Consider the following 19,872-nt stretch of genomic DNA (forward strand, 5'->3'; position numbering starts at 1 on the left):
GTCCAGGATTCCCACGGCGAAACACCGGGAGAAATTCTGCTGGACAATGATTTATGCCTCGTCGTTGGAGGACTCTTCTGTCTTAGAGTTATCCTCAGCTTCTTCTTCGCCGAAGTACTGCTCAACGTCAACAACGTTGCCTGCATCGTCCTTAGCTTCGACGCGGCAGATAGCAGCTGCTAGAGCCTTGCCACGACGAACGTCGGAGAACAGGTTGCCGATCTGGCCGTTGGAGGAGATCTGCTGGATGAACTGGTTAGGATCCATGCCGTAAGACTGAGCGGTGAACAGGATGTGGTCGCTCAGCTCCTGCTGGGAAACCTCTGGCTCCTCAACATCAGCCAAGGTGTCCAAGAACAACTGGGTGCGTACGGACTCTTCAGCGGACTCGCGGGATTCCTTGTCGAATTCCTCGCGGGTGGTGCCCTGAGCCTCAAGCAGGCGGTTCAGTGCAGCGTCGTCGTGTGCCATCTCGCCCAGGATCTGGTGCAGCTGAGCGTGAACCTGCTCATCAACAACAGACTTAGGAAGCTCGAAGGAAACCTCAGCCAAAGCAGCCTTGAGGACCTCGTCGCGAACTGCGACAGCCTGGTCATTCTTCTTGGACTCTTCGAGGCCGGACTTGGTGTTCTCGCGCAGCTCTTCGATGGTGTCGAACTCGGAAGCCATCTGTGCGAAGTCGTCGTCGAGTTCAGGAAGCTTGCGCTCCTTGGTCTGCACGACGTGAACCTTGATGGTTGCTTCCTTGTCCTTGTGCTCACCGGACTCGATGGTTGCGTTGAACTCGTTGTCTTCTTCAGACTTCATGCCACGCAAAGCGGTGTCGAGGCCCTTGATCAGGTCGTCGTCGCCAACGCGGTAGGACAGGCCCTCGGTGGAGATCTCAGAGACCTTTTCGCCGTCGACCTCAGCCTCGACGTTGATGATTGCGTAGTCGCCGGTCTTCAGCTTGCGCTTGGTGTCCTTGAGCTCACCGAAGCGGCCTGCGAGTTCTTCGAGTTCCTTTTCAACGTCTTCGTCGGTGACAGCAAGTGCTGGGACGGTGACGGAGATCTTGGAGAAGTCTGGAACTTCGATTTCTGGGCGAACATCAACCTCAGCTGTGAACTCAACGAAGTCGTTGTCTTCAACCTTAGGGATATCGATGTTTGGCTGACCGATGACCTTCAGGTCGTTTTCGGTGACAGCCTGCTCGTAGCGGGAAGGCAGCATGTCGTTAACGACCTGCTCCAGCATTGCGCCGCGACCGAAGCGTGCGTCGATCAGCTGGCGAGGTGCTTTACCCTTACGGAAACCCGGAATTTGTACCTGCTGCGCAATCGCAGAGTAAGCCTGGTCGATTTCCTTGTCGAGCTCAGCAAACGGAACGTTGACGGTGAGCTTGACGCGGGTGTCGCTCAGCTTGTCCACGGTAGTCTTCACGAGTATTTCTCCTGATTAGTTGTCTGCATTTACTAACTGCTGCAGTGTTTAGAAATTGTCAACTGCTTAATTTACCAAACGCGTTTTACAAACAGTAAAGGGGTCTGGGAAATCCTTTACTAGGTTTCCCAGACCCCATACGTCGGGGCGACAGGATTTGAACCTGCGACCCCCTGCTCCCAAAGCAGGTGCGCTACCAAACTGCGCCACGCCCCGTATGTAGCCACCGGAGTTTGCCTCCGTGCTGCGTACGTTTGATAACTCTAGCCTAGGAAGTTTTAAAGCTACAAATCCGCCCCCACCCAAGCGGAAAATTTAACCATAACCAAAGGTCAGCGGCTTGTCAGAAAATCGTGACTTTGATTGAAAACCGTTCATCGCACCGAAATCTTCTCTAATTCGTCAAAGAAACCTGCCCTGCAATCACGCGTCCCCACCGCGTTATCGAAGAAGCATCCACATCCCCGCCTCAGGGGCTCTAACTCCCAACAAAGAGCTTCTCGCGAAGACTTCAGCTTCTTTCCCCGAATTCCTTAAAGCGAAGAACATCCCGCGAGAAACTTTAAAGTTACGCACTGGGGCGATTTCAATACCCCGTCTCCGACCTAGAGTGTGGCAACCCTCCTCTTGGAGATTATGCATGTAACACAAAAAGAAACACCCACCTACCAAAACTACTGGTAGGTGGGTGTTTTAAGCTTGGAGGGAATGACGGGAATCGAACCCGCGTCTTCAGCTTGGAAGGCTGAGGTATTAGCCACTATACGACATTCCCACAGCGCATCAATCGATGTGCGTTAGCTATCTTAACTCACGTTGTTAATTCATTCCAAAATGACCCCTCCAATTTCATAAATGACGCAGCTCACCATAGCCTCAAGTCTTGAGCAAAAGCAGCCCAGAGGACCAAACACCTCTCTGTGTGCACTCAGTTATCCGATGATTTGGGCGTTTACTTCCATTGTCTGCTGGGGAACTTTAAGCTGGTAGTAGACGTTGTTCTAGACAGACAATAAAACAATTGTGGGAAGTGAACTCCAATCATGGAAGTATTATTAATTCTCGCTGTTCTCGGCGGCGGCGCTTGGTACCTTTCTTCTAGGAATTCTAAGAAGAACCTAGAAGAGCGCGAGCGTCGGGAATTTGCAGACGCGCACGCTGATGCGCAGCGCTGGACTGAGCGCCTCGGCGGTCAGGTCATGCAGATCTCTGGCACGGACACAGCATCAACGCAGGCAATGGCCGATGCTTCGGAGCGCTTTACAGCAGCGAACTCCGCGTTAGCGCAGGCAACCACTACGAAGCAGGCAAAGCTCGCGCGCGAATCGGCGCTCGAAGGCATGCATTATGTTGCTGCGGCTCGAGAAATCATGGGCATGAGTGCAGGCCCTGACCTGCCACCACTAGAAGGTCAGCGTTCTGCTGGCAAGGTGACGGAAAAGCGCACCATCGAAGGTGAAAACGGTGAGTCTTTGACTGCTTCGCCATACGCCTCCGAAGAAACCCCGAATTACTTCCCCGGTGGCACGGTGGCCGGCCGCCCAGTTCCAGCTGGTTGGTACTCACGCCCGTGGTGGGCAGATGCCATGGCAACGGGTGTGTGGATGATGGGCTATTCCATGATGTTCAATGCAATGTTCATGGGCATGGCCGGCGTTGGTTACTCCGGTGAGGCAGCAGCAGCTGGTGAAGTTGGAGATGCCGGCGGTGACATGGGCGATGCTGGTGGCGATATGGGCGATGGCGGCGACATGGGTGATGCTGGTGGAGACATGGGCGATGGCGGCGGCCTCTTCGGCGGAGACGGAGGCGGAGGCCTCTTTGGCGGCGGAGAAGACGGCGGCGGAATCTTCGACTTTGGCTTTGACTTCTAGTCTTTAAAATTCGCCATTTCCTGCGCCTTGTTTAAGGGACCAGTAAGCGTTTTCTTTGCTCAACGCAATGAAGATGAAACTGGTCCCTTTCTCTTTGCCAATTTCCGCGTAATCTCGATTTCATGACCGAAGCACATACAACATCGGAATTTGACCCCTCGATTGTCCCTACAGTCACGCTGAATGACGGAAATACTATCCCGCAGCTGGGCTACGGGGTATTTAAAATCGATCCCGAACAGACCGAAGAAATGGTCGCGGAAGCGCTCAAGGTCGGCTACCGCCACATCGATACCGCTGCCATCTACGGCAATGAGGAAGGTGTCGGCGCAGCAATCGCCAAGTCCGGCATTCCGCGTGAAGAACTGTTTATCACCACCAAGCTGTGGAATGACCGTCACGAAGACGCAGAAGCAGCTCTGCAAGAGTCCTTGGACAAACTCGGCCTAGACTACGTTGACCTGTACCTTATTCACTGGCCATCAACTAACACCGGCAATTTCAAGGCCGCGTGGAAGTCTTTAGAAAAGGCTCAGGAACAAGGACTTACTAAGTCTATTGGCGTGGCAAATTTCACCGTGAAAAACCTCGAAGACCTAGCCATGGCCGCCAAGGTCAGCCCAGCAGTCAACCAGATTGAGCTACACCCTTACTTCGCGCGTTGGAAGGAGGTAGACGCCGGCCGCGTACACGGCACCAAGGTTGAATCTTGGGGCCCGCTGGCGCAGAACAAGACGGATCTTCTTGAAAACGAAGATATCGTCGCTGCGGCCGAAGCACACGGTAAAACCCCAGCGCAGGTCGTGCTGCGCTGGCACTTGCAAAATAATGTCATCGTCTTCCCAAAGACCGTCACTCCATCGCGCATGCGTGAGAACTTTGACATCTTTGATTTCGAACTCACCGACGAAGAAATGATTGCGATCAATAGCCTGGACGAGGACGCAGATGGCCGCGTCGGCGCTGACCCGGATGATTTTAGCTAAAAGCTAAAATCATCTAGGCATCGAAAAGCAACTGCCCGCTTAGTTCTTCCGATTCGGAAGAACTAAGCGGGCATCTTTATGAGATTTTAATCTGGTCCGAAATTCCTAAGCTTCTGGTGCTTCTGGCACCTCAGGAGCGATTCCGGTGCGCTCATACTCAGCAAGAATATCGATACGACGCTGGTGGCGCTCAGCCTGGGACCATTCCTGGTCAATGAAAGCATCAACGATAGCTAGTGCTTCTTCTGCTGAGTGCATCCGGCCGCCGATGCCGATGAGCTGGGCATTGTTGTGCTCACGTGCAAGGCGTGCGGTCTCCGGCGACCATGCCAGCGCACAGCGTGCACCCTTGACCTTGTTCGCGGCGATTTGCTCACCGTTGCCGGAACCACCAAGCACGATACCCAAAGAACCTGGGTCGTTGACGGTACGCAGTGCGGCTTCAATACAAAATGCTGGGTAGTCATCCTCAGCGTCATAAATGTGTGCGCCACAGTCAATGACATCGTGGCCTTGTCTGGTCAGGTGTTCTTTAATGAGATTTTTGGTCTCGAACCCTGCGTGGTCTGCTCCTAAGTAAACGCGCATGCCACCAATGATATCAATGGTTGGCATGCGCGTTGGATCACAGGGCGAAAAGGCTTAATTGAACTAAGCCTTCGCCTTCAGCAGATCTTTCCCCTATAGGTAGGAAAAGCTCCGATTTTCTACCTATTGCTGACCTGTGGGTTTTCAGTGCGGGAGCGCTTAATCTCGAAGAAGTATGGATACTGCGCCAGGCGCACTGCGGCATCAAAGATCTCGCCGGCTTCTTCACCGGTTGGAATGCGGGTAATAACGGGGCCGAAGAAGGCGGTGTCACCGAGCTTAATTACTGGGGTTCCCACGTCATCACCCACAGAGGCGATTGCTTCGTTGTGGGATGCACGAAGCGCCTCATCAGCATCTTCCGTGTTAGCAACCTCAGCATAAGATGTATCCAGGCCAGCATCCGCCAAAGCTTCTTTAATCAGCTCGTCATAAGCTCCAAAGCCCTTCTTACCGCCTTGTTCTTCACCGTGTACCTTGTTGCCCAAGATGGTGTAAAGCTCATCAACCTTGGCGGGTTCTTCGGTTGCAACTTTGGCAAAGACGCGCGCTGGTCCCCATGCTGCTTGCATCATGTTCGCGTAGCCCTCATCCAAGTCACGGCCGTCATTAAGGACGGAAAGTGACATTGGTACGAACTCAACATTAATGTCGCGGACCTTTTCTACTTCCTTAATCCAGCGGGAGGTAGCCCAAGCAAACGGGCAGGTTACGTCGAACCAAAATTTCACAGACTGAGACACTGATTAAACTCCTATGCATAAGATGAATACTGTCGCCTTGTACAACACTTGAGCATATCTACAAATTCCACTTAAAGGAGCAGGAGCTTTAATGACCTCTGTAAATCTCACCCGCGATGAAGCTAAACACCGCTCTTTATTGATCGACGTTTCCCACTATGACGTGGAGTTAGACCTTCAGGAGGAAAAATACTTTTCCTCCACGACGACCGTGAATTTTACGGTGAAGGAGCCAGGTTCTACCTTCATTGATCTGCGCGCTGATGAAATCCTCGAAGCCCGTCTCAACGGCAATCCTCTGCCACTGGATGCCTATAACCCGACCTATGGCATCGCGCTTTCTGGTTTGGAAGTTGCCGAGTATGAACTCAAGGTCACCGCGAAGATTGCCTACTCACGCACGGGTGAAGGCCTGCACCGCTTCGTGGATCCGGTAGATAATCAGGTGTATCTGTACACGCAGTTCGAAACCGCCGATGCCAAGCGTGTCTATGCCTGCTTTGACCAACCAGACATGAAGGCCACCTACTCACTAACTTTCCATGCACCACAAGAGTGGAAGATCATCACCAACTCCCCGGTCACCCGCGAAGGTAATACCTGGCGCGCACAGGTTGATACCCCACTATCGACCTACCTCATTGCCTTATGCGCGGGGCCTTACTTTGAGGTCACTGACACCTGGACTGGTGAGCTCACCTCGCACCCCGAAGGCCAGCCAGCCACGCAGCTCGAAGTCCCGCTGGGACTATACTGCCGCGCTTCTCTGGCAGAGCACTTGGATGCGGAGCGTCTATTCACCGAAACCAAGCAGGGTTTTGATTTCTACCACGCAAATTTCGGTTTCGCGTACCCCTTTGGCAAGTATGACCAAATTTTCGTTCCGGAGTTCAACGCCGGCGCCATGGAAAACGCAGGCTGTGTCACCATCCGCGATGAGTATGTATTCTCTTCGCAGGCCAGCCACTACATGTATGAGCGCCGCGCGGATACGATCCTGCACGAGCTTGCCCACATGTGGTTCGGCGACTTGGTCACCATGCAGTGGTGGGATGACCTGTGGCTAAATGAGTCTTTTGCTACCTGGTCCGCAGCGATTTCGCAGGCAGAAAATACCCAATATGACACCGCATGGGTAACTTTTGCCAACGTGGAGAAGTCTTGGGCTTACCAGCAGGATCAGCTTCCTACCACGCACCCGATTTCCACGGATGCCTCCGATATTGAAACCGTGGAGCAAAACTTCGATGGCATTACCTACGCCAAGGGCGCATCCGTGCTCAAGCAGCTGCAGGCTTATGTCGGCCGCGAAAACTTCTTCGCGGGCGTGCGCCGCCACTTCACCCAGCATGCGTGGGGCAATGCGACCTTCGATGACTTGCTGGGCCACTTGGAAGAAGCATCAGGCCGTGACTTGTCGTTTTGGGCTGCGGAGTGGCTAAAGACCACAGGGGTTAACACCTTGTCGGCAGAAACTGAGCAAGAAGACGGCAAGTACACCTCGTTTACCATCAAGCAATCTGGCGATACACTGCGCACCCACCGCGTTGCCGTTGGCCTCTACAGCCTCGAAGACGGCAAGGTTGCCCGCTTTAAGCAGGTAGAGGCCGATATTTCAGGTGAGCGCACGGAGATTGCCGAGCTTGTCGGGGCAGATGTTGCCGAGCTAGTTTTGCTTAACGATGACGACCTGACCTACACCCTGCTGGAATTTTTCCCAGAAACCGTAGATTTCGTGGTCACACACATCGACAAGATCACTGACCCAATGGCACGTACTTTGTGCTGGTCTACTGCCTGGGAAATGACACGTGCGGGAACCATGCACGCGCGTGATTTCGCGCAGTTGGTGGCCCGCGGCTTGTCAGCGGAAACTGAGCTGGCCGTCCTAGAGCGCATTTGCAACCAGGCGATTGTGGCGGTTGATACTTATGCCGATCCACAGTGGGCAAAGACGGAAGGTTTCGCATTGCTTGCCGATGCCTTCCTAGCCGAAGCCCAGTCCGCAGAAGCAGATTCTGCCCGCACTATCGTGTTCAAGCAGGCACTCACCAAGATTGCTCTAGGTGACGCTGCGCGTGACTACTTGGTTGAGCTGCGCGCTTCCTCTGATGACAAAGCACTGCGCTGGAAGGCTCTGGCAGCATTGGTCGCAAACGACGCTATTGGTGCTTTCGACGAAGTCCAGAAATTGGTGGCCGAAGAATTAGAAGCAGATAACACCGCTTCTGGCTACCAGGCCTCACTGCGTGCGCTAGCGGCATTTAACTCCGATGAAAATAAGCGCGCTGTGTGGGATGAAATTATGTCCCTTGAGCTGTCTAACTTAGAGTTGCGTCATAAGCTCGAGGGTCTGACCATGACGGGCTCGGAAAAGCACTTGGGCTTTGTGGTAGAAGAATACTTCGCCAATGCCGAGCGCGTGTGGGATGCCGGTTCCACGGAGATTGCACTGGGCACGGTGCAAGGTCTCTACCCGTCCTGGAATATCTCTCAAGAAACTATCGATGCCACCGATAAGTTCCTAGAAAAGCAACTGCCATCGGGTCTGCGCCGCGCTGTCACCGAAGAGCGCGACCGCCTAGCCCGCGCGTTGCGCAACCGCGCTATCGACAGCGCCGACGCCGGCTCCAACTCCGGCGCCTAAGTAAAGAAAAGCTTGGTCCCGCTTGGGGTCAAGCTTTTCTGTTTAATCGCGCGGCGGTTTCGGTAACCCGTCCTTTGGCCGCAAGATACAAGAGCACGACCCAAGCCAGACCACACAGCGTGACCGTTAAATTCACGGTCATGCTGTGGGCAGGGCTAAGCAGCAAAGTGGCTCCAGCGATTTCCGCGCCCAGGCCTCCGAGCATGACGGTCATACCGCCGGCTGCGTGGCTGGCTTTCCATACCGCGGCAGAGGTTTGAGTTTCTGCCGTGCGAAATCCCCAGCTGGATCCTAGTTGCAGGCGTCTTTTGCGCATCTGCAGCCCGTTGTAGATAAATAACAGGCCGACAAGAAAAAGCGCTAAAGCACTAATCATTACGTGCGCTCTATTTCCGGTCCGCAAGCTCAATGCGCGGGCGTACTTGCACTTCAGTCAGCTGGGTTGTTGGACCTGCATCAATCACCGCGCGGATAGCTTTGGCAATCTCCACTGGCGCAATGACGTGGCTCTTATCGTAATCACCGCTTAGCCCTTGGAACATCGCGGTATCAGTTGGGCCCGGCGCGATGGTGGTCACGCGAATGTCTTGTTCGGACTTCCGGAGGCCATCGGCAAGCGCATAGAGCGCGTGCTTGGTTGCTGCGTAGACCACGTTGTCACCAAAGCCCCCACGGCCTGCCCCGGAATTGATAAAGATAGCGGTGCCTTCTGCTTTGCGCAGCCCGGGCAAAAGAACGCGGGTGAGCTCAGCCGGTGCGTAGACGTTGAGCTCCATATGCGCGCGCCAGTCAGAAACGCGTGCAGATTCAACGGAGAATGCCTGCGCGATAGCCGCACCGTTGACCAGCACGTCAACGCGTTCTAAAGCTGGCAGCACCGCATCCATGGCATCGAGCTCTTGCGCCAAATCCACAGCCACCACGGTCACCGCATCCCCGTGGGCTGCTACTAGTTCATCCAGCTTTGCTTGGTCACGCCCGAGTGCATACACGTGGTGATCGGATACAAGGTTGGCAACAATTTCTTTGCCCATGCCGCCGGTCGCACCGGTAACGACAGCAATCTTAGAGTTTTGTACTTCAGTCATAACGTCCAGCCTAATGATGAAAAGACAAAAGCTGCGATAGAGCAGATATCTACCGCAGCTTTTCCATGTTCAAAGAATTAATCCAAAGCGTCTAGCGCTTGCTCAAAATCAGCGAGCAAATCCTCGATGTCTTCAATACCGATGGAGATACGCACCAGATCAGATGGTGGCACCAGCTCCGAGCCTTCAGCCGAGACGTGCGTCATCTTCTCTGGGTGCTCAATCAGCGATTCCACACCGCCCAAAGATTCAGCCAAACACACCAAGCGGGTATTCATACATGCCTGACGGGCGTGGTCTTCCTTGTGGAAGCGCACCGACATCATGCCGCCGAATCCACGCATCTGCTTAGCAGCGATATCGTGGCCAGGGTGATCCGGCAGACCTGGGTAAAGAACCTGCTTGACCTCTGGACGCGACTGCAAGTATTCCGCTACTTGCTGCGCATTGCTGCAGTGACGGTCCATGCGCACTGCCAAGGTCTTGATGCCGCGGGCGGTGAGGTAGGCATCGAAAGGCGAAGAAACTGCGCCGACGCAGCCCTGGAAGTAGAGCAAACGCTCATCGACATGCTCATCGTTGGTAACTACCGCGCCGCCGAGCACATCAGAATGCCCACCTAAGTACTTGGTGGTTGAGTGCAGGACATAATCTGCGCCCAAGGCCAAAGGACTTTGCAAGTAAGGAGTCGCGAAGGTGTTATCTACAACCACCTGCGCGTGCTGCTTGATAGCAACAACGCCTTCGATATCAGTAACAGTTAGCGCTGGGTTGGTCGGGGTCTCAAGCCAAATCAGCTTGGTATTCGGCTGAATGGCAGCAGCGACTGCATCCAAGTCAGAAGTATCGACGATGGAAAGCTCCAAGCCCCACTCGCCGTAATCGTTGTTGAGCAGACGGTAGGTACCGCCGTAGGCATCGTTGCCCAAGATGACGTGGTCACCTGGGCGCACCAAGATGCGGATCAGCGCATCGGTAGCCGCCATGCCGGAGGCAAAGACCCGTGCGTATTTCGCATCTTCTAAAGCTGCCAGGGTGTGCTCTAAAGAACGCACCGTCGGGTTAGCAACGCGCCCGTACTCAAAGCCACCGCGAAGTTCCGCCAATCCGTTTTGCTCATAAGTTGTGGAGGCATAAATCGGAACATTGATGGAGCCCATGTGTTCATCTGGTTCCCAACCAGCGTGGATAGCGCGGGAGTTAAACCCACTTGCAAGTTCGCGCTTGGTTTTTCCAGACATATGCACAATCCTCCAGTGATCTCATTGTGATTTTAAATAGGCTTTCCATTCTGACCAGCACCCACTATAGACTAAGCTGTTCACTTTGATTAAGAAAGGTACGAATATTATTCACGCGACAGCCTGTGTCTAAAAACTTCTTACTCACGGCGCCTCCAGACTCCCGCTGGCAGCAAACATGCGCCATGTGCACACAGGAAAGAATAAGGCGTAATAATTACCATCGGTAGGGTAGAAAATTTCCACAGAATTCAATGAGCCAACTAACCGAACGAAAGGCTGTGATCATTTTTGTCTTCATCCCCCGTATTCGCAGATGCAACCGTGCTTGCTTCTGCCAGCCAAGCCGTAGCTGATGTCACGAATTGGTGGGCGGATCCCGCAACCAAAGAGTGGCTGATTGAACGCCCTATTAAAATCGGCGTCATCATTATCGTTGCGTTGATTCTGCATTGGGTTTCCAGGCGCGCCATCAACAAGCTGGCGAAGTCTTCCATAGAGAAGAAGGGCACGCGCTCTAATCCCATCAATAAGATTGGGCTGCCAGGTGCACTCAGCAAGAAGCAAAAAGATAAACAGGAAAAGCAGCTTCGCTCCATTGATAAATCGCGTGAAAACCGCCGTATCTCGCGCATTAAAACCCTTGCCGCGGTCGCGGCCTCTGCCGCGGCAATCGTCGTCTGGGGTTGGGCTGCGTTAGCTATATTGGATCAGGTCGGCGTGAACATTGCTCCGCTGATTGCATCCGCAGGTGTCTTAGGTGTTGCGCTTGGTTTTGGTGCGCAGTCCTTGGTCAAGGACTTCCTCTCCGGCATTTTCATGCTGTTGGAAGACCAGTACGGCATTGGTGACACCATCGATTTGGGCGACGGCGTGTTTGGTGATGTTGAAGAAATCACGCTACGCATTACCACCGTGCGCGATATGGATGGCGCGTTGTGGTACATCCGCAATGGCGAAATCCTGAAGGTTGCTAACCACTCGGATGAATTCTCCGTCGCACGTATTCAGGTCCCCGTGGGCTTGTCTAATGACACCGAAAAGGCTTTTGAGGTCATTGAAGATAGCGTGCAGAAAATTGCCAAAAGCCCCGAGGTCGCAGAGTTGCTTCTCGATAAACCCGTGGTCAACGGCGTCTCCGACTTCCAGCCGGACTATCTGTCTTTCCGCGTGACGGTCAAGACGCTGCCTGGTTCGCAGTGGCAGGTCCAGCGCATTATGCAGGGCCGCGTGTTAAATTCCATGAATGATGCAGGCGTTACTACCCCTTACCCGTATGGTATTGGTATCACTGCTCCACAACTGGAAAAGGACGAGGAATAGCTCATGACTACCCCTGGCAGCGTGTATGAGGCAATTGGTGGGATGCCCACATTCCGCAAGATTGTTTCGGGCTTTTACGCTCAGGTTCCCGACGATGACATTTTGGGGCCAATGTACCCCGAAGATGACATGGCGGGCGCAGAAGAACGCCTCGCATGGTTTTTGTCGCAGTATTGGGGCGGTCCGCCGCTATTTAATGAAAACCGCGGCGCGCCCCGGATGCGCCTGCGTCACGCGAAGTTTCCCATCGATATGGCAGCGCATGACCGCTGGCTGGAACTGATGAAAAATTCTCTAGACCAGATTGATGAAGAAACACTCCCGCAGGCTTATCGCCAGATGATTTGGCAGCACATGAACCAGCTAGCAGGGATGCTCATCAATAAAGCTCCTTAGTAAATAACGCATCGAGGAGTTAATCGCCAGGATTAGCTGTATGCTCGCTAGGCGCTCAAAGCTGAAACAATGCCCGGGTAACTTGTGCCCGGGCTAAATTGATCCCCGCGGAGGCCGTTGTCCATCATCCCGGGAAATCGAATAGCGCCACGGGCTTGTTCCATACCGTGCGCATCGGTTGTTACTAGACCAGCTAAGTAGTCCGCGCCGGCGTCGAAAAGCTCCAACTTCAGCGGCATACAGGGTCTTACCACCGCGTCTTTCTCGCCGGAGAAGACCCGCAACCGCGCGCAACCGGTCCTTTGGGAAAATCCACAGAGAACTCTTGCCAGCGCAACCTTTGATTTAAAACAGCGACAGCCGGTTCGAGTGATACACCGAACCAAAAGCCGCATCCAAGCGCACCCAGCGACCAAGCCCCGAGATACGCAAATGGCGCGGCACATCCATCGGCGCGGCAAAGTTTGGGATCAGACCTAAATTGGTGCAGGCAAAAACCATGCGCATGGGAATCTCGACGCTCACGTCCTCAGACGAGGCGGTAATGACCTTTTGGTTCATGAGACTCTGCGGTGGCCCCATGGGACCAGAGAACTGGCGCGCGAGCTTTTGTCCCTCATCAGATAGGTGCCGTGCGACATCCACCGGCAAATTATCAATGAGTTTGAACCCCGTGGCAGGCGGCAGTGCACCCGGCCAGGATGGGTCACGCGGGCGGCCCAAGTTTAGTTCAATCGGAGAATCCGAGCTTGCAGCCGCAAAGTCGGTAGAGTTCAGGGCTTCGAGCATTGTATCCGCGCCAACGACGGCGCCATCGCGGCTAATCACACCTTGCAGGCGCCGTGCCGCAACCACTTCAAACGGCGTCGTGGCAAAGACATCGACTACGGGTGCTTGGCCATCGGAGCCATCGGTTAATTGACGAAGACGCACCATAGCTGTGGCATCAATGCCCGTCACCCGGGCGAGGAAAGAAACCATCCCCGCTCCGCCGCCGTGCAGCATCAATACTTCATCCATAGTGCGTCTCCTGAGTCTTGTTGTAGGTTTTAAGTAATTCACTTCCCTACCGACTCTAGCTCGAGCGCGGTGAAGGGTTAGTCGTCGTAACCAATTTCACCCAAGCCCAAGTCAGCCTCAGCGGCGCCTGGCTTCTTTTCTTCAACCTTGGTTTGGCCGATGTTGAGCAAAATCTCCCGCTCTTGCTCAGTCAAAGTACGTGGCATCTGCGTATCGAGGTCAACCGCAACCTGTACGCACTCAACTACACAAGCGGTACGACCGTGCTTATCTTTGATTTCCTGACGGGTGACAAAAGAAGTGTTGCCGACTTCTACAACCTGTGACTCAATGAGCAGTTCCGCATTTCCTTCGGGCTCAATTGGTTTGCGGAAGTCCACATCAAGGTGGCGAACGAAAGCTGCAAAATCAATATCCTGTGAATAGAATTTATCTTCTGCAAAAGCCAGGCGCGCTTCCTGGGCGATTTCCACGTAGTTCGCATTCATGATGTGACCATAGCGGTCAAAATCAGACCAGCGAACCGGAATGTGGTGAGTGTGGATGGAATCTGAAGCCATAGGGCGGCGATACTCCTTGGGTTTATTTCCCGGTTAAACCAGCCTCAGACAATGCCTGCACCTTCGCGTGCAAAACATGCCTGAAAACTGGCGCTAACCTGGTCAAATCAAAACATTAATAGGTCTAATTAAACAAGAGGCGATAGTACACATCTTCCGTGCACTATCGCTTCTAGTTTATCGAGGTTCTAAGTGGTAGAAAATAGACTTCCCACCACCTAACACTAACGAGTCAGCTTGCGGTGGGTCACACGGGAAGGACGAGCGGCATCTTCGCCGAGGCGCTCAATCTTGTTTTTCTCGTAGTCGCCGAAGTTACCCTCGAACCAGTACCACTGGCCTTCTTCAACGTTGCCTTCCCACGCCAAGATGTGGGTACAGGTGCGGTCCAGGAACCAACGGTCGTGAGAAATGACCACAGCACAGCCAGGGAATTTCTCAAGCGCGTTCTCCAAAGAACCAAGCGTTTCAACGTCCAGGTCGTTGGTAGGCTCATCGAGCAGAATCAGGTTTCCGCCCTCTTTCAAGGTCAAAGCCAAGTTCAAGCGGTTACGCTCACCACCGGAGAGCACCTTGGATGGCTTTTGCTGATCTGGGCCCTTGAAACCGAATGCCGAGAGGTATGCACGCGATGGCATCTCGTTTTGGCCGACGGTGATGTAGTCCAAACCTTCAGAGACTACTTCCCACACGGTTGATTCCGGATCGATGTTTGCACGGTTCTGATCCACGTAGGACAGCTGAACGGTCTCGCCAACGTCAACGGAACCAGCGTCTGGCTCTTCCAAGCCAACAATCGTCTTGAACAAGGTCGTCTTACCAACACCGTTCGGGCCAATAACGCCGACGATGCCGTTACGAGGCAGCGTAAACGACAGGTCCTTAATCAGGGTGCGGCCGTCAAAGCCCTTGGTCAGGTTCTTAGCTTCAACAACCTTGTTGCCCAGACGTGGTGGAGTAGGAATCTGGATTTCTTCAAAGTCCAGCTTCTTGTACTGCTCAGCCTCGGCAGCCATTTCCTCGTAGCGCTCCAGACGCGCCTTGTTCTTTGCCTGACGTGCCTTCGCACCGGAACGAACCCATGCCAGTTCGTCCTTCAGACGCTTACGCAGCTTGGCATCCTTCTTGCCCGCTACTTCCAAACGCTCGGCCTTCTTCTCCAAGTAGGTGGAGTAGTTGCCTTCGTATGGGTACAGCTTGCCGCGGTCAACCTCACAGATCCAACCCGCTACGTGGTCAAGGAAGTAGCGGTCGTGTGTAACGGCCAGAACAGCGCCTGGGTAGTTTTCTAGGTGCTTTTCCAACCACTGCACGGATTCAGCATCCAAGTGGTTAGTAGGCTCATCGAGCAGCAGCAGGTCTGGCTCGCTCAACAGCAGTTTCGCCAAAGCAACGCGGCGGCGCTCACCACCGGAAAGCTTGGTCACTGGGGCATCGGAAGGCGGGCAGCGCAATGCTTCCATTGCCTGCTCGATCTTGGAATCTACTTCCCATGCATCTGCTGCGTCGAGTTCCTCTTGCAGCTTGCCCATTTCATCCATGAGCTCATCGGTGTAGTTGGTAGCCATTTCTTCTGCAATGGCTTCAAAACGCTGCTTCTTTTCGAAGATCTCACCAAGACCCTCTTCAACGTTTTCACGCACTGTCTTTTCTTCGTTCAGTGGTGGTTCCTGCTGCAGAATGCCGACGGTAGCACCTGGATCCAGGAATGCCTCACCGTTGGAAGGCTGGTCCAGACCAGCCATAATCTTCAGAATCGAAGACTTACCCGCGCCGTTGGGACCTACAACACCAATCTTTGCGCCTGGGTAGAAAGCCATGGTGACATTGTCCAAAATGACCTTGTCGCCGATGGCTTTACGCACGTTTTTCATCGTATAGATGAACTCGCCCATGTCACTCCCTTAATTTTCGAGTTTTATCACCACAAAGCGTACCCGACTGACTAAATAAATGAACGCCTGCCACCAGCATTAGCCAGTAGCAAGCGCAGGATACGGCTCATAACCACCATTATGGAGCAGAAAATGCGGCAAAGACTAATTTCTCAATCTGAAATTCTCCACGCACCACTGTAATGGCCGACGCTGTAATTAACAGCATCGAATGAGACTCGGGACAATTTTTCTTAGAAGTTCGCTACCGCTGCTTTCTCCTTTTCCGCCTCAGCTTCGCGTGGGTCATCGAAAGAAGCAGGCACTACTTCTTCGACTCCGGTTTCATCAATGACCTCATCCTTATCCACGGTGTAGTCCTTATTAATGTGCAACGCCTCCGAACCGGAGTTGAGCACCATCCCCTCTGGAGTGTGCAAAGCATCCATGCGTTGTGAAGCCACAATGTAGCGGTTCATATCAATGCCGACCTGCAGGCCGCGCATGTAAGTGCGTTCGCGTTGCTTTTGGGTTTCATTATCGGTCCAGGTATCAGTGCACAAAGAGCCCAAGGCGATAACCGGCATGCCCTTCTTTAAAGACTTAGAAGTATTAATGGCCAACTGTCCCCATAGTTCGATATTGATATACACGGTATCGCTATCGCGCCATTCAAATTCACCGTTGGAGTTGGTATGGCGGGTGCGACGTGAAGAAGCAATGCGCAAACGGGTATTAACTTTGTCGCTGCTGAATTTTGTAACGAAAGGGTCGTCGGTCAGGTTTCCGGTAATGGTGATTGGGTATTGAGACATGAGATTTTTCCTTAACGTGTTGTGATTTACCGAGCGTTTGCTCTTAAAACCCATCTTTCCTGCCAACGCAAGGAAGCAAAACCCCAACGCGAAAAACCTGTGGATAACTACGCTGACACGTCACATAAACACCTAAGTTATCCACAGGCACGCTCTTTCCCCACCTCACAGCAACGCCGCCGCTGCCCCAATTAAGGGCGAGCGGCGGCGGATGCGAAGCATGAACTGCTTCATAGTTTATTGCTGGCGAAAATATCCCTGGTTACCACCTTTATTAAGCTCAGCCAACATGCGGTTGTATTCCTCCATGTCCGCATCGCCGTCGACATCTGCTTTAGCGTCGTAGAACTTCGATTCTGAGCGGTCTTCGCGAAGCCATTCAATCGCAAGTTTGGCAAAGACAATTGCCAACGGGAACTGGCCAAACCCCCAGGCAATACCGCCGCCGACTTTCTGGTCCTGGAGGAAGTCATGGTCCCACGGAATCTCCAGGGACAGGTAATACTGCAGACCCATGATTTCTGTCAGCTGCATGAGGTAGACACCCATAAACAGGTGAATTGGCATAGATGCAAATAGGATAGCCAACCGAATTGGGGTGTGCGCGCGCTTCGGCAGCGGATCGGGGCCTACGACTTCCCAGAAGTAGATATAGCCAGAGATTAAGAACGTGAAGTTCATAATCACGTGACCTGCATGTTCAGAGTTTGCCGTTTGGTACAGGTCAAAGGACATGTATAGGACGTAGAAGAAGAACAAGAATTGCAAGACATTGACAATGGGGTGGGTGATAAACGCCAAAATCTTCGAATGCGTCAGCGCCACTGCCCAATCATGGATAGTGGGCTTTCCGGGGCGTCCAGGTTCAAAAGCTTCCAGAATCAAAGTCAGCGGCGCGCCCAAGCACATAAGGAGCGGGAAGACCATCGACAAGGCCATGTGCCCCAGCATGTGCATGGAATAGGTCGCGGGGATATACATACCCAAGCCCGTGGACATATAGACGGTCAAGCCCAAGGAGCCCAGCATCCACCACGTCGTGCGTCCAGCCGACCAGGAAAGGCCGCGCTGGCGCAGCTTCCACAACGCATAAGCATAAAGCGCGGCGAGGATGAGTCCGATGGTGCCAAATAAGATGTCGAAGCGGAATTGCGTGAGCATATTACCCATCGAGGGTGCTTCGGTGAGTTGATAGCCCATGACAATTTGCATGGAGTTAAGGTTCGGGTCGCGCGGTGGTGGCGGCGGGGTTCGGCCCATGGTGATGGCAACGCCTGCGGTAGCGGCCATCACGGCTACTTCCACGATGGAAACGCGCAAAAATAGTTGCGGCTTCTTCTTCAGCTGCGGGATGGTCAGTTGACGGTGTACGAATCCGAAGAAGACCAACAGCAACGTCAGTGCTGTCTTGGTGACGATAATGAGTCCGTAGCGGGTGGTAAACCAGTCGGAGAATTCAATGCGGATGGCTGCGTTGACAAGCCCCGAAATTGTCATCGCGCCAGCAGCGACCAGAGCAATGGTGGAATAGCGTCGCACCGCCATGGTCATATCAGGACCCAAGCGTCGCCCGTGGGCGATAAGACCTAGAATGCCACCGATCCACAGCGCCATAAACAACAGGTGCCATAAAAAGGAGTTGGTGCCGTAATCGTGGTCACCACCAGAAGCTGAGTGGCCTTCCATCCCGAGCGGGACAATCATCAACACCGACAGCACAAAGAGCACAGGTTGCATGGCCCATTTGCTGCTGACGAGCGCCAAGATGCCCACGGCGACAGCAATCACGGCGGTAATCACCCAGACTTGGGCCGTGGCTACTTGTTCCAAAGCCATCGACATCATTTGCAGATTCAGCACCTGCACCAAGGGTGTGCCGGAGACATCTGACATGACCAAAGGCGCTTCCAGCAAGGCAATCAGAGCCACACTAAAGGCGGCAAAAGCGCCAGTTCGCTTGGCGATAAACCCATCCACCGTCAACCGTGCCTCATGCAACCTGGAATTATCCTTGTCTGGGATATCAGGGTTAAGGAAAAATGCCGTGGTCAAAAATGAACCGATGGACAGCGCAATCAAAATCCAGGCGATACCGCGGAAAAATGGCAAACCAAACGTGGTCAGTCTTCCAGGGTCAGGGATACCCAACGCGGCCAAAGAGTCCGCGAGGAAGAACAAAGAGATAAACCCACCGACTACACCAGCGATGAGCGCTGCACCCACGTAGATGGGCCACGAGGAACGAACAGTGCTTTTCGGTGCGACCGCGGGGTTTGCCGGCGATTGCTGCGAGGTCATCGACATGGCCCTTAGTCTACTGAGCCAAGCTCAGGCCTCATAAATGGCAAGGATCGACTCCGTCACACCTGATATTCCCCACCAGTTGATAATTTTTAAAGGTCATAGGTTAAAATCACCTCTGGTAAATCCGCACGACCTAGAAGCTAGTTCCACGGTCGTGAGTTTTACGATTGCCTCCATAGCTCAGCGGATTAGAGCAACGGGCTTCTACCCCGTGTGTCGTAGGTTCGAGTCCTACTGGGGGCACGCAGGCCACAGCAGGTTTTCTCTACGAAAACCTCATCTGAGAACGTGTACTGATCACATTATGATCGCACTTGAACCAAGGGACGTCCATGGTCGATAAGCCAGTCCTAGTCGATGTCATCTTCACCGCCGGCAAGGTTTTCGAGAATCTCCGATGCGACCGCCAGTCCACGCACGCTTTCATCACCACTGGCGATCTTCGCGGAATCACCAGCCGCGCTGATCTTGAATTGCTCAGCGATCTGAGCGATGCAACCGAACCCCTCATCTCATTCCATAATTCTGGCACTCCCCTCACCCCAGAAGTCATCATCGCTATCAATAAGGCGATGACGCGTTGGGGTGCCCTCCATCCGGGCCAGCTTCGCAGGGAGCACGACATTTTTGGAGTGCCCACCCGGTTTGGTGGCCACCGCCCTCCCGCAGCTGATGAGAAAACGCTGCGAACTATCATCGACTCGGTCTCAGCTCTTTCGCCTGCCGACGCCGCAGCGAACCTGTTTGTTGTGCTCGCGAAAGCGCAGCCATTTCGGGATGGCAACAAGCGCACTGCACTTCTTGCCGCAAATCTTTTGGTCCTACCACAAGGACAAATTTTGACAGTCCCATTTCGTGAAGACGACCCCACGGTCTCAGACAGGTTTAATGAGCTTCTCGCCCGTGCGTATATCTTTGGCGAAGTTTCACCCTGCGTGAACTATATGACAACGCAGGGTGTCATTTCGATTTAAAGAATCCGAAAGTGACG

The 19,872-nt window shown here is 53.5% G+C and carries 18 protein-coding genes and 3 tRNA genes; 7 read left to right on the forward strand and 14 right to left on the reverse strand.

Going from position 1 to position 19,872, the window contains the following annotated elements:
• Positions 1–51: 51 nt before the first annotated feature.
• From tig to CSTAT_RS10190, 3 genes are all read right to left on the reverse strand, one after another.
• Positions 52–1,422 carry a trigger factor gene (gene tig, locus CSTAT_RS10180; RefSeq protein ID WP_066795825.1) on the reverse strand — a complete coding sequence of 457 codons (1,371 nt, stop codon included), beginning with the start codon at positions 1,420–1,422 and terminating at the stop codon, positions 52–54.
• Between the two features lie 142 nt (positions 1,423–1,564).
• Positions 1,565–1,638: transfer RNA gene (locus CSTAT_RS10185), tRNA-Pro, on the reverse strand.
• Positions 1,639–2,122: 484 nt separating this feature from the next.
• A tRNA-Gly gene (locus CSTAT_RS10190) sits at positions 2,123–2,197 on the reverse strand.
• 268 nt (positions 2,198–2,465) lie between these two features.
• On the opposite strand from CSTAT_RS10190, the gene CSTAT_RS10195 reads away from it, so the two are divergent.
• Both CSTAT_RS10195 and CSTAT_RS10200 read left to right on the forward strand, forming a co-directional pair.
• Complete coding sequence (locus tag CSTAT_RS10195; protein WP_075723371.1) at positions 2,466–3,296, forward strand: hypothetical protein; 831 nt, start codon at positions 2,466–2,468, stop codon at positions 3,294–3,296.
• A 122-nt stretch (positions 3,297–3,418) separates the two neighbouring features.
• Positions 3,419–4,282 carry an aldo/keto reductase gene (locus tag CSTAT_RS10200; RefSeq protein ID WP_075723373.1) on the forward strand — a complete coding sequence of 288 codons (864 nt, stop codon included), beginning with the start codon at positions 3,419–3,421 and terminating at the stop codon, positions 4,280–4,282.
• 105 nt (positions 4,283–4,387) lie between these two features.
• Here CSTAT_RS10200 and CSTAT_RS10205 read toward each other — a convergent pair whose 3' ends face one another.
• Together CSTAT_RS10205 and CSTAT_RS10210 are read right to left on the reverse strand one after the other, a co-directional pair.
• A complete protein-coding gene (locus tag CSTAT_RS10205) occupies positions 4,388–4,870 on the reverse strand; it encodes a ribose-5-phosphate isomerase (protein ID WP_066837432.1) in 483 nt (160 codons plus the stop codon).
• Positions 4,871–4,989: 119 nt separating this feature from the next.
• Positions 4,990–5,613, reverse strand: coding sequence for a mycothiol-dependent nitroreductase Rv2466c family protein (locus CSTAT_RS10210; RefSeq protein WP_075723375.1), 624 nt, complete (start codon positions 5,611–5,613; stop codon positions 4,990–4,992).
• Positions 5,614–5,704: 91 nt separating this feature from the next.
• Here CSTAT_RS10210 and pepN point away from each other — a divergent pair, with 91 nt between their 5' ends.
• Positions 5,705–8,260: an aminopeptidase N gene (pepN, locus tag CSTAT_RS10215; protein WP_075723376.1), complete on the forward strand. Its 2,556-nt coding sequence runs from the start codon at positions 5,705–5,707 to the stop codon at positions 8,258–8,260.
• Between the two features lie 28 nt (positions 8,261–8,288).
• On the opposite strand, the gene CSTAT_RS10220 is transcribed toward pepN, so the two are convergent.
• The 3 genes from CSTAT_RS10220 to CSTAT_RS10230 all read right to left on the reverse strand — a co-directional run bounded on the left by CSTAT_RS10220 (position 8,289) and on the right by CSTAT_RS10230 (position 10,589).
• Positions 8,289–8,636 carry an SdpI family protein gene (locus CSTAT_RS10220; RefSeq protein WP_075723378.1) on the reverse strand — a complete coding sequence of 116 codons (348 nt, stop codon included), beginning with the start codon at positions 8,634–8,636 and terminating at the stop codon, positions 8,289–8,291.
• Positions 8,637–8,646: 10 nt separating this feature from the next.
• Positions 8,647–9,348 (reverse strand): SDR family oxidoreductase, encoded by a 702-nt coding sequence (locus CSTAT_RS10225; RefSeq protein ID WP_075723380.1) that lies wholly within the window; start codon positions 9,346–9,348, stop codon positions 8,647–8,649.
• A 77-nt stretch (positions 9,349–9,425) separates the two neighbouring features.
• Entirely contained in the window at positions 9,426–10,589 is a 1,164-nt protein-coding gene (locus CSTAT_RS10230; RefSeq protein ID WP_066836988.1) for a cystathionine gamma-synthase, read from the reverse strand.
• 291 nt (positions 10,590–10,880) lie between these two features.
• Here CSTAT_RS10230 and CSTAT_RS10235 point away from each other — a divergent pair, with 291 nt between their 5' ends.
• A complete protein-coding gene (locus tag CSTAT_RS10235) occupies positions 10,881–11,912 on the forward strand; it encodes a mechanosensitive ion channel family protein (protein ID WP_066795853.1) in 1,032 nt (343 codons plus the stop codon).
• Between the two features lie 3 nt (positions 11,913–11,915).
• The gene (locus CSTAT_RS10240) at positions 11,916–12,308 is read left to right on the forward strand and encodes a globin domain-containing protein (RefSeq protein WP_066795855.1); all 393 of its coding nucleotides are present in this window, start codon (positions 11,916–11,918) and stop codon (positions 12,306–12,308) included.
• A 47-nt stretch (positions 12,309–12,355) separates the two neighbouring features.
• Here CSTAT_RS10240 and CSTAT_RS10245 read toward each other — a convergent pair whose 3' ends face one another.
• From CSTAT_RS10245 to CSTAT_RS10270, 6 genes are all read right to left on the reverse strand, one after another.
• The gene (locus CSTAT_RS10245) at positions 12,356–12,547 is read right to left on the reverse strand and encodes a hypothetical protein (RefSeq protein ID WP_156845119.1); all 192 of its coding nucleotides are present in this window, start codon (positions 12,545–12,547) and stop codon (positions 12,356–12,358) included.
• Between the two features lie 106 nt (positions 12,548–12,653).
• Positions 12,654–13,328, reverse strand: coding sequence for a DUF8185 domain-containing protein (locus tag CSTAT_RS10250; RefSeq protein WP_066795860.1), 675 nt, complete (start codon positions 13,326–13,328; stop codon positions 12,654–12,656).
• A 77-nt stretch (positions 13,329–13,405) separates the two neighbouring features.
• Positions 13,406–13,888, reverse strand: a complete 483-nt coding sequence (locus CSTAT_RS10255) for an acyl-CoA thioesterase (RefSeq protein WP_066795862.1) — start codon at positions 13,886–13,888, stop codon at positions 13,406–13,408.
• Positions 13,889–14,112: 224 nt separating this feature from the next.
• On the reverse strand, positions 14,113–15,783 hold the full coding sequence (ettA, locus tag CSTAT_RS10260) for an energy-dependent translational throttle protein EttA (RefSeq protein ID WP_066795864.1): 1,671 nt from the start codon (positions 15,781–15,783) through the stop codon (positions 14,113–14,115).
• A gap of 233 nt (positions 15,784–16,016) precedes the next feature.
• Complete coding sequence (locus CSTAT_RS10265) at positions 16,017–16,577, reverse strand: single-stranded DNA-binding protein (RefSeq protein ID WP_075723384.1); 561 nt, start codon at positions 16,575–16,577, stop codon at positions 16,017–16,019.
• 237 nt (positions 16,578–16,814) lie between these two features.
• On the reverse strand, positions 16,815–18,881 hold the full coding sequence (locus CSTAT_RS10270) for a bifunctional copper resistance protein CopD/cytochrome c oxidase assembly protein (protein ID WP_083640827.1): 2,067 nt from the start codon (positions 18,879–18,881) through the stop codon (positions 16,815–16,817).
• Between the two features lie 169 nt (positions 18,882–19,050).
• On the opposite strand from CSTAT_RS10270, the gene CSTAT_RS10275 reads away from it, so the two are divergent.
• Together CSTAT_RS10275 and CSTAT_RS10280 are read left to right on the forward strand one after the other, a co-directional pair.
• Positions 19,051–19,124 (forward strand) — tRNA-Arg (locus CSTAT_RS10275).
• An 89-nt stretch (positions 19,125–19,213) separates the two neighbouring features.
• A complete protein-coding gene (locus tag CSTAT_RS10280; protein WP_075723388.1) occupies positions 19,214–19,855 on the forward strand; it encodes a Fic family protein in 642 nt (213 codons plus the stop codon).
• Positions 19,856–19,872 lie beyond the last annotated feature (17 nt).

Origin of the sequence: Corynebacterium stationis, from assembly GCF_001941345.1 — a bacterium.
Classification (GTDB): Bacteria; Actinomycetota; Actinomycetes; order Mycobacteriales; family Mycobacteriaceae; genus Corynebacterium; species Corynebacterium stationis.